This window comes from Novosphingobium sp. 17-62-19 (assembly GCF_002256775.1).
Classification (GTDB): Bacteria; Pseudomonadota; Alphaproteobacteria; order Sphingomonadales; family Sphingomonadaceae; genus Novosphingobium.
On the sequence record NZ_NCII01000130.1, the window covers coordinates 1 to 8,872 of the forward strand.

Here is an 8,872-nt window from a genome sequence, read left to right on the forward strand (position 1 = left end):
CCGCGAAACTGACCGGACACTACAGCGCTTTATCGATTAGCGCGTGTCCGGTCAGCTTCGCTACCGGCAGAACCTACACCACGTACCGGGACACGACCCACTCCGCCAGAGCCGGGACTTGTCGATGCAGGAACGCCCGCAGCGCCGCAGCCCGCGATACGCCCCGCCCGGCGAAGCCGGAGAAGCCCGGTCGAAGACCGGATGGTCAACATGAGGAATGGGGGGCAGTCCGTCCGACCACGGCAACAGTTCAAACCGCAGCCGGCGAGCCCGCAGCCGCGGCCTCAGGCCGGACGAGGGTCCAGGCCCTGCTCATCAGGTGCGAAATCCGCACACCGGCCCCGTCGCCCGCGCGCAGCAGCATGGTCTTGGTGCCCCACGGCACGACGCGGAAGGTCTGTTCGCGGATCCCGTCGGAAAACGTCAGCGGTTCGGGAAGGAGCAGGGTGTCACCGGGCATGGGCTTCCGGCGCGAGGTCAGCGCTAGTCGCTGGCGGCATTTGGCCCGCCATTGGGCCGCATGGTCATTGATCGGGGGGCCAAGCAGGTCGAGGATCGATGCCGGACAATCGAAGTAATACGGGCCTGCCGTTTCCGCCATGTCCTTGTACCCGAACACGAATCCGTCTTTGGCACGTGGGTTCCAGCGGACGAGGCAAATCATCGCGAAAGGTGCGCCCTCCCCCTCGGCCCCATAGCTCTGGCAGGCAGCGTAATAGGCCCCCGAACGGACCGCCGATTTGAGGACGCGCAAACCGTCGCCCCGGCCTTTCTCGGGGTCCGGGCGATATGTCATCTGGTCGTCGAGATAAGTCTTGGGCGTGGCATGGGGCGCCATGCCGTGCAGGGTCATCGAGAGCCATCCCATCGGGATCTCCTGTGTCTGAAGGAATTGGTCCGGCTGCGGGGTCGGACGCGCGGCCGATTATTCAGGTCAACGGCGCGCCGGTGGCGCCCGTCGTGGGAGTCTGGACGTCCGGCTCCGGCAGGAGGACAAGAGCCTTTCGGTCCATCGACCAGGTAAGATGCAGCGTCCGCCCGGCGGGAATGCGCCAGGCAATCCGGTCGGCAAAGACCATGCGGATTACCGCAAGGGTCGCCGCATCGTCATTTTCGAGAATGGCATGTGCCCGCGCCGTGGCATCGTAGCGGAACCGCGTTTCCTGCGTATCGTAGCTGTCCGCGTCAGAATCGCCGGAGGGGCTGAATACACCGTCGGTGATGAGGTCGATGAGATCGCCGACCTCGATCCGCGCGTTTCGGGTTAGCGCGATCTGCACCGTGTCGGCATCCGACCAGGCATCGTCGCTCTCGAGGAGCGCAAAGTCGGTCCGCAGGTCCAGACCTCTACCGAACTGATCGCTGAGTTCGAGGGTGATGGTATCAGGCCGCCAAGTGCAGGGATCCGGCCCACACGGGGCTTCGTTGCCATTGTCGTCGCTCAATCGCTCACCGGTCCGCACGTAACACGCGAGGCGGTCGTACCAGCTGTACCCGATGAATGGCTTGATCGGCTCGTAGAATGTCAGTGGTGCGGGCCCATCGAGGCGATGAACGTCACCGTCCCGGCCGTTCCGCGAAAAAGCGAGCGCACGGCCGAAATTTACGGAGTCCAGACAATCCGTGTTGTCGTAGAGGGCCGCATTCGTTTCGATGGCGGTGAAATCAGGAACATCGCGGTAGCTGTCTCGCGCCAGCGACGGGCACCATGGGGGCAATTGGGCTATCGCTTCGGGAACCGCGTCGAAGAAGAGGTTGGCCTCGAGCCAGGATGCGTGGCTGAGACGGTGGAAGGGCTCAGCGATGATCGTCTCGTACATTGCCTCGCGGCACAGCATCTCGAGCCGTCTCAGGCCTGCGTTGTGGTAGATTTCCTTTCGGGCAGGCAGCACCAGAACAAGCTCGGGCGCATCGACAACATCGACGTGAACGCTCCACTGGGCGTGGTGAATTTCCTTCACCTGCGAGAAGACGTGCCGGAGCGTCACCCCATGAAAATTGACGGTATCACCGTGGTTCGAATAGCGGTTGCGAAACACCCCGAGGCGATAGCCCTCACGCTCGATGATGGCGTGGGCACCTCCAAGAAAGTCGACGTGCTTCAGCACTTCGCCATTGAGGGTCACCGGCAATGGGAAATGCCGTGCGGCTGCCTCGACGCACCGCTGGAGCTTGCCGTCGCGCGGTGGCGCGAAGCAGAACGCCACGCTGGTGCCACGAGGCCCGTCCCAGCCAGCCACATCGATATCGGCTTCGCCGGTCCAGGCATCGCCTGCAATCGCCAATGAAAAGGCAGAGGTTGCGCTGACCGAACGCACGACCGTGTCGAGGCCGGCGAGGCTGAAGAAACCCATGCCGGCGGGATCTTCGCACGCACGGCATGTATCGGACCAGTCGGATTGGCCAAGCGAGACAAGGGCTTCCGGATCGGCAATGCCCAGCCCGTCGTCGGTGACCGTGATTTGGCAGCCCTCCTCGAGGTGCTCTGCCGTTACCGCGACCGTGGTCGCGCCGGCTCGGCGCGCATTCTGGAACAGCTCATTGAACACGTCATCGAGCGTCCCGTTGAAAATGCGGGTAACCTTGGTGATCGCCTCAGGTGAAACCCGGGCACGCAATTTGGTGGGGAGAGTCATGAGCACGTATCCTTGGGGATCACGCCCCCGCACGGGGCGGATGGATAATCAGGGGCAGCGATGGAAAAGTCCCGCTGATGCGGAATGGGCACCGCGCCCATGGAATGGGCCGCCATTCTCCGGGCTTCGCACGCTTGCAGCGTCAACCGGTCACTCGGCGGGGCAAGCCCGCGCGAAGACGGGATCGATGGCGAAACCGAGCGCTCGTGCCACGATGATCGCCGTGCGAACATCGGTTTCATCGAATTCCAGCGGCGCGACGAGTTCGGCCAGTGTCAACGCACCCGCATCGCCGAGCTTGTGGAGATGGCCCGCTGCCGTGGTGACGGCGACCGGCCATGCCCAGGCAAGGCCGACGACGCCTTCATCAAGGATGATGAGTGTGTCCCCCTTGCAGATCATGCTGTCGACCTGGCAGGCGTCATAAGCGTTGCCCGTCGTGGCCAGAACGTGGGCGCGGTGGGTGCGGAATGCGAACCGCTCGGAATGGGTCAGCATGGGTTCCTCCATCTCATGCAGCGCCCCGACTTCCGTTAGGAGGCCGGGGCGCCGGTTGAATTAGGGGCAGCGCGCGTTTCAGGCCTGTCCGGCTGGCGCGAAAGCATCGACCCGCTGCCGGGCGCGCGGACGCGACCAGACGACGTTGTAGCTGCCATCGTTTTGTTTGAACGCGGTGATCGGCAACGGCCGGGTCAGCGAGGGGTCGTCGATACGTCCCTGCAGGTAGCATTCGCCGGACTCGAGCGACGCCTTTTCCCACAGCGCGCCAATCTGGACGAAAGCGCCGCCGGTGTTGCGGGTGAGGATTTCGAACCGGGGGGCTTTTTCATTGCGGGATTCAACCTCGCGCAACGCAAAAGTCATGGCGACCATGACGGTCGCGAGCGAGCCGCTCAGGTGACCCTGTGCATTGCTCTGGATGGTGCCGATATTCATTGCCTGGTGCTCCTTGGCGAGGACCCCGTCTTGCAGCTCGGGGGCCCTGGGGGTGAAGGCCTGGGGCATCCCTGCCCCGGCCACCCCTTCCCATCCCGCTTCCCTCCAGTCCGCAGGGCGAGCAGGCGGTCCTCAATGCACGGTGGCGCCGGACTGCTCGTGGATGGAGGCAATGCGCAGGTCCGCCCGCGCGGCGTGATCGGGATATCCTGCGCGCAAATTGGCATGGATCCGGGCGAACAGATCCAAGGCAAAGGTGCCGTCGGCTGCGGGGCGGCTCGTGATCAGTGCGCGCTCGATCGCTTCGCGCGACGGCGAATGCTGGCAGATCGCCGTCCATGTACTGTCAGGCGCATAGTCGTACGGTGCCGGCATCATCGCCTCGTGCCAGTGCGCCAGGCCGTTCTCGGCCAGCGCCTCGTATGCTTCATCGTAGTGCGCGCCGTCGGTCGGGCAGCGCAGGCGGACCGTGCTGTATGTCCCGAAGTCGTGGAGATTGTCGACGACCTCGAATGCGTAGCCCTCGGGCGGCAGTCCCAGCGCCGCAGTCAGCGCGGCACGATAGGCGAGAGCCTCCTGACGGCTACGCACCGAAGCATCGGGATCGCGGCCAACTTGCGCGCAAGGTTCGTCGAAGGGTGTTCCTGAAAGATCGATGGTGCGGGACATGGCAAAGGGACTCCTGATGGAGGGCCGCGCACAGCGCCGGGCGGCAGCGGTCAGGCGGACGATGCGCGGATGCCGGTGGCTTGGGACTAGCCGCTGGGCGCCCACTGGGTCAGTATTCGGAGGGCAGGAGGATGGTCAGGACGCGCGTCGTGGCTGACGCATCCCACGGCGCGTCAGAGCCAAACGAGAACGTGCCATCGGCGGCGTAGCTGTCGATCTTCCAGAAGATCCGTTCGTCCAGAAACTTGACGACGCCGAAGTCGCGTTCGCCGTAGGGATCATCGCCCGGCTCGATCGCCGCGCCGACAATCTGCTGCATCAGCAGGCGCTGGTTGATGGCGACACGCGCATGGCGTGCAGTCTCGGTGGTTTCGGATTCGGCGAGCAGGTCGACCACGCCGCGCGTGAACAGGATCCGCGCACGCGGATCATTGCCGCGCCGGACTTCATCGTTGAGGTGAGCGACCCGTTCCGTGCGCTCGCGCTGGAGCCGGTCGGAGGAAGGGTAAGAGGAAGTGTTGGACATGAACGGTCTCCCAACAGATTCACATCCCCCTCGCCCCCTTCCCTCTGGATCGTTGCCGTCCTCAGCCGATACCTGCCCTCATGCCCCCGTCGTTCAGCATGCCTCAATGCGCGTCTGGATCGTTATCCTCGCATAACGGCCGTCCGCGGTACAACGCCTCAAGATCGCGACCGCCATAGAAGATATTGGTGATTTCGACGGCGTCAGGCAGCACGCGATAGGCAATGACCGCTCGCCGTTTGAAGGGCACCGTCCGAAGTCCCGGCGCGAGGTCATCGCGCGGTGTTCCGCCGTTCGGGACTGCGCCTATGCGCCGACAGCGATCGTGGAGTTGTTCCACGACCGCCCGCGCGGTGCCGGCGTCCTCACTGTTATCGCTGATAAAGCGATATATGTCTTCCAGATCGTCAACAGCTTCCGGACGATAGACGACGTCAATGCGCCGCATCGGCGAACAAACGATTCAGACGCACTTCAAGCTCAGCTTCCGTCAGGCTCGGCCTCGGATCGCTGAGCGAGCGACCGACGCGCGCCCGTATTGCTTCAAGGCGCTCGGTGTCCTCCAGACGCTGGCGCTGCCAGAGCCGCACAGCATCGCGGAGCGCTTCGCTGGTCGATGCGTATTCGCCTGCATCAACGCTCGCACGAATGGCATTCAGCATTTCGGTGGTAATCGTGACGCTGATCTTTTCGGCATTCTGCATGGGGCTCCAGTCCTCCTGCACCGCTGGTAGCATAAAATCCTACCGCCTGCTACCAGCCCGCTGGTGCGCGGGCGCGGCTGTCCCCATGCCACAATCGGGCGCTCCCAGGCGTCGGTCTTGGGCACGAGGGCGGGCGGCATGCGAAGCTCCGGTGCTTGCGCGGCACCCTGACCGGCAATCCCAATTCGGCGCCAAGCATTGCACTTGAAAGTGCAGCCACATATCCTGACAGTCCAGCCCTAATGTGATTTTCAACGCAGATTTTTGGGGCGCGGGTCATGCGGCGATCTCCTCAGGCTGAGGCTGCTGGGCGTGCATCCAGTCGGCAGCGGCCTGAGCCTTGCTGGCGGCGGTAAAGATGGCGCGAGGGTCGTCTTTGAGTGCGCGCAATAATCGCGAGGTATCGATAATGTGAAGGAACGCGGCCAGATTGGCTGATGTCTGCGGTTTCCGGCCAACATTCCTTCGCATTATTCAGAGCGTGTCGAGTGTCGAGGCTCACATGGCCGAGCCAACTGCGGATGACCGTGACGTCGACGCCCGCCGAGATGAGGTGCACGGCGGTGGCGTGCCGGAAGGCGTGCGGCGTCACATGCTTGGCACGCAGCGTCGGCGTGGTTTCTGCCGCAGCCCTCACGTAGGCGGCAAGCTTGAACCGGACACCCGAGGCACTGAGCGGTTCGCCATAACGGTTGACGAACAGCCTCTGGTCCGGCGCCCGTGGCTGTCGCTCGAGCAGCTTACTCAGCAGCAGGACCGTTTCCGGCCAGAGCGGGCAGATGCGTTCCTTTCGGCCCTTGCCGGTCAGGCGCACGCAGCTCGGGCTTTCGAACCGGATCGCTTCGGGGCACAGATCGAGCGCTTCCTGTATTCGTGCGCCGCTGTTGTAGAGGAACGAGAGCAGCGCATGGTCGCGCATACCCTCGATCGTAGAACGGTCGGGCTGAGCGAGGATCGCCGTCACTTCCGCCGGATCGAGGTAGCAGGGCTCCGATACCGGCGCGCGCTTGATCGGGATGTTGAGGATTTCGACGCATTGCGCGATCGATGGGGGATACTTGGTGGCCACGAAGTGGAAGAAGCTGCGGATCGCGGCAAGTCGGCAGTTGCGCGTGCCGATCGTGCCGCCGCGGTCGTGTTCGGCATGGCTCAGGAACGCGGCGACCTCGCTGGCGGTCAGATCGGCCAGCGTGATCACCGCCACCTTCTTTCCAGCACGCTGCGCGACGAACCGCAGGTACAGCCGCCAGGTATCGCGGTATGATCGAACCGTATGGATGGACGCGTTGCGCTGCTCGACCAGCCATTCGTAGAAGAACGCGCGCAGCAGGCTCGGGAACGGGTCGGTCTTGCTCATGGCTGCGCCTCCTGCCCCAGGCTGAGGCATTGTGCGCCCACCGCTCGGAACCGCTCGTTGGCGTGGTGCAGCAACTCCTGCGTGACCGTGATGTAGACCAGCGTGGAGTTGATATCCCGATGGCCGAGGTAGGTCGCAAGGAACGGCAAGCGCTCCTGCGGGTTGATGCCGGCGCGATACCATTCGAGGATGCGGTTCACGACCATCGAGTGGCGCAGGTCATGCAGGCGCGGTCCGGTGACGCCGCGCGGCGGCTTCAGCCCGGCCCGGCGGATGACGTCGACCAGCAGCCAGGCGACGGCCTGGGACGAGTATCGGGCACTGCCCTGCTCGTGCCAGAACAGTCCGGAGCGCGGCTCTTGCGATGCTCCGGCCCGCCGCCGGGCATCGATATAGGCCCGAAGTTCGACCATTACGCTGTTGGACAGAGGCAGGATTCTGGTCTTGAAGAACTTGGTCTGCCGCACCGTGATCGTGCCGTTATCCAGGTCGACATCGCCAAGATCGAGACGGGCTACCTCGCCGCACCGCAGCCCCGCGCAATAGGCCATCATGAGCATGGTATGGATGCTCAACGGGCGAAGCGGCGCTCGCGGGGAGGGATAGGTTCGGGCAATATCGAGCATCCGCCGGACATCGGCGGGGGAGTAGATGTGGGGCTTGCGGTACTGCTTCGCCACTTGCTTGATCGGCCGCGAGTCCGGACGACGCGGCGGGATCGACGGGTCCCGGTGCCGGAGGATTTTCGCCAGGACGCGCTTCAGCCTCTCGCATTCGGCGGGATGGTTGGCAGTCGACTTGGCGCTTGCCCAGTGTTCGAGCATCACACCTATCGGTTCATCTTGCAGGACCGGGTTCAGTTGCAGGAACCTGTCGAACCGGACAAGCCATACGGGCTGCGCGGTGTATTTGTAGCCGCGGCTCCGCATCAGATCGACGTGCTCGGCCATCATTGCGCCCAGGACGCTGCCGAACGGTTTGGGCTGATACAACGCGGCAAGGGCCTGGTTCGGATCGGGCGACGCCAAGGCGCGCCACACGGGCATGCACTGCTTGATATTGCATGCATCGCGCAGGTCGCCGACGGGATTGCGTTCGATCGCTCCGATTTCCAGAAGATGATCGAGGAACCGGTCGATGATGCGGGTGCGGTGCAGCCGCGTCGTCGCAGCCCATCGGGTTGACGACGCCTGAAGCCAGGCCACCAGCACGTCCTGGTCGAGTTCGGCGTGGCGCTCGACCTCGTCCTGGAAGCTGTTGAGCGCCTGCTTGTACACGGTGCGGGTCTTCGGTCTGCGCAGATCAAGGTCGGCCACATAGCGCTCGACCAACTGCCGCTCGGGATCGGGCCAGATCGTCATGACCGCACCTCCCGTCCCGGCACGCAGAGCGCGATATCCCTGAGGTCCTCGATGGCCAGTTTGAGGTAGGGAGCGGTGGACTCGGCCGAACGGTGTCCGAGCATGTCTCCGATGATTTTCTGCGGCACCGCGGAGCGCAGCATTTCGACTGCGCGCGCATGGCGGAAGATGTGCGGACCACTCTTGCCTGGCGGCTCGACCCCGGCGTCATGAAGCCGCCGCCGCACCGCGCTGGCCAGCATCCCGAGCTTGCGATAGGGCGCGCGCGTGCGGATGAAGACTTCCCGGGCGTCGGTCTCGGGCCGTCCGGCGCGCAGATAGGCGAGCACCGCTTCGCCTACCGGCGCCATCAGGGGCAGGTACGAACAGGCCCGGGTCTTGGTGTGTCTGATGCGGATCGCTTCCGCGCGCCAGTCGATGTCTTCGATCCGCAGGTTGCGGATCTCGCTCGACCTCAGGCCATAAGTTGCGAGCAGTTGTAGGATCGCATGGTCCCGCAGCCCAATAGGCGTTTTGTCCTGCCCTGCAACTCGCAGGACAGCAGCGATCTGGTCCCGCTCAAGGATCGAGGGCACCCCCTCGTAGGCGTAAAGCAATGGGGCGATTACGTGCGGCGACAAGTCGATCGCGGTGCGATCCGTGCGGTGCAGATAGCGGAGGATCGAGCGAAGCCGCTCCGCGAC

Annotated in this window: 11 protein-coding genes; all 11 read right to left on the minus strand. The window is 64.2% G+C overall.

Annotated features, from left to right (window positions below):
- Nucleotides 1–250: 250 nt before the first annotated feature.
- Nucleotides 251–868 carry a hypothetical protein gene (locus B7X90_RS17555; protein ID WP_292626700.1) on the minus strand — a complete coding sequence of 206 codons (618 nt, stop codon included), beginning with the start codon at nucleotides 866–868 and terminating at the stop codon, nucleotides 251–253.
- Nucleotides 869–929: 61 nt separating this feature from the next.
- Entirely contained in the window at nucleotides 930–2,636 is a 1,707-nt protein-coding gene (locus B7X90_RS17560; RefSeq protein WP_292626703.1) for an ATP-binding protein, read from the minus strand.
- 150 nt (nucleotides 2,637–2,786) lie between these two features.
- On the minus strand, nucleotides 2,787–3,134 hold the full coding sequence (locus B7X90_RS17565) for a hypothetical protein (RefSeq protein ID WP_292626705.1): 348 nt from the start codon (nucleotides 3,132–3,134) through the stop codon (nucleotides 2,787–2,789).
- A 78-nt stretch (nucleotides 3,135–3,212) separates the two neighbouring features.
- A complete protein-coding gene (locus B7X90_RS17570) occupies nucleotides 3,213–3,572 on the minus strand; it encodes a DUF736 domain-containing protein (protein ID WP_292626707.1) in 360 nt (119 codons plus the stop codon).
- A gap of 132 nt (nucleotides 3,573–3,704) precedes the next feature.
- On the minus strand, nucleotides 3,705–4,241 hold the full coding sequence (locus B7X90_RS17575; RefSeq protein ID WP_292626708.1) for a hypothetical protein: 537 nt from the start codon (nucleotides 4,239–4,241) through the stop codon (nucleotides 3,705–3,707).
- Between the two features lie 109 nt (nucleotides 4,242–4,350).
- Nucleotides 4,351–4,767 carry a DUF3768 domain-containing protein gene (locus B7X90_RS17580; RefSeq protein ID WP_292626711.1) on the minus strand — a complete coding sequence of 139 codons (417 nt, stop codon included), beginning with the start codon at nucleotides 4,765–4,767 and terminating at the stop codon, nucleotides 4,351–4,353.
- A 103-nt stretch (nucleotides 4,768–4,870) separates the two neighbouring features.
- Entirely contained in the window at nucleotides 4,871–5,215 is a 345-nt protein-coding gene (locus B7X90_RS17585; protein WP_292626713.1) for a type II toxin-antitoxin system RelE/ParE family toxin, read from the minus strand.
- On the minus strand, nucleotides 5,202–5,471 hold the full coding sequence (locus tag B7X90_RS17590; protein WP_292626714.1) for a hypothetical protein: 270 nt from the start codon (nucleotides 5,469–5,471) through the stop codon (nucleotides 5,202–5,204). Before B7X90_RS17590 ends, B7X90_RS17585 begins: the two co-directional genes overlap by 14 nt.
- Nucleotides 5,472–5,763: 292 nt before the next feature.
- Nucleotides 5,764–6,828, minus strand: coding sequence for a tyrosine-type recombinase/integrase (locus B7X90_RS17595; protein ID WP_292626716.1), 1,065 nt, complete (start codon nucleotides 6,826–6,828; stop codon nucleotides 5,764–5,766).
- Nucleotides 6,825–8,189: a tyrosine-type recombinase/integrase gene (locus B7X90_RS17600; RefSeq protein ID WP_043061577.1), complete on the minus strand. Its 1,365-nt coding sequence runs from the start codon at nucleotides 8,187–8,189 to the stop codon at nucleotides 6,825–6,827. The genes B7X90_RS17595 and B7X90_RS17600 overlap by 4 nt, the downstream gene beginning before the upstream one ends.
- A partial coding sequence (locus B7X90_RS17605) for a site-specific integrase (protein WP_292626722.1) occupies nucleotides 8,186–8,872 on the minus strand: 687 nt, incomplete at its 5' end. The genes B7X90_RS17600 and B7X90_RS17605, both read right to left, overlap by 4 nt.